The sequence below is a fragment of the Paenibacillus sp. VTT E-133280 genome (assembly GCF_002264385.1).
Lineage (GTDB): Bacteria > Bacillota > Bacilli > Paenibacillales > Paenibacillaceae > Paenibacillus_AQ > Paenibacillus_AQ nitricinens.
Genome location: NZ_NFUX01000168.1, coordinates 1 through 602, shown reverse-complemented (window position 1 = coordinate 602; position 602 = coordinate 1). Strand labels below are relative to the sequence as shown.

1 protein-coding gene is annotated in these 602 nt (G+C 35.5%); it reads right to left on the bottom strand.

Going from position 1 to position 602, the window contains the following annotated elements:
- Positions 1 to 127: 127 nt before the first annotated feature.
- On the bottom strand, positions 128 to 602 hold a 475-nt coding region (locus tag CA600_RS30615; protein ID WP_094874834.1), incomplete at its 5' end, for a hypothetical protein.

The following is a 602-nucleotide window of genomic DNA, read 5'->3' as shown; positions in this document are numbered from 1 at the left end:
AGATTACCATATGTTATAAAAAATGGATATTACATCTTGGTGTTAAGATGAAGGAAGGTCAAAAAGACGGGGCGCCCCATCAGCCATTTCAAGGCTCTTGGAACACCCCTTGTATTGTCACAGTCCCTTAGAGCCATCTCATAAATCTTTTGTGAGACAGTTTAACTTGATTACGTTCAGCCCATTTGGTTAGTTCTTTCATTCCCCTGTATTCCTGTTCAAGAAAACTAAAACATAATTTATAGGGAGCAAATTTATGATCTACAGGTTTAATCCCTATTACAGGTTTGAAATAGCCCTTTACATAAATATTCTCAATTCGGTTTGCTTCAATTTCTTTATTTTCAACTATTATTGAGTCCGGAAGAATCTTGATTTCAATGAACCTTCTAATCGTAATGATCCTATAGAGCAATACGATTACAACTATCAGACAAAAGATTACCCAAAAAAATCCGATATATGAAAGTACTTTACCATCCATATTATTTATGACGCTTGTCAAAAGTATGCCACTTGAAAAAATCATTGATAGCAGAAGTGACATTAAAGAAGGACGACTCACCTCGTATACCCCTATATGATCCATGTGCCCCTCCTTT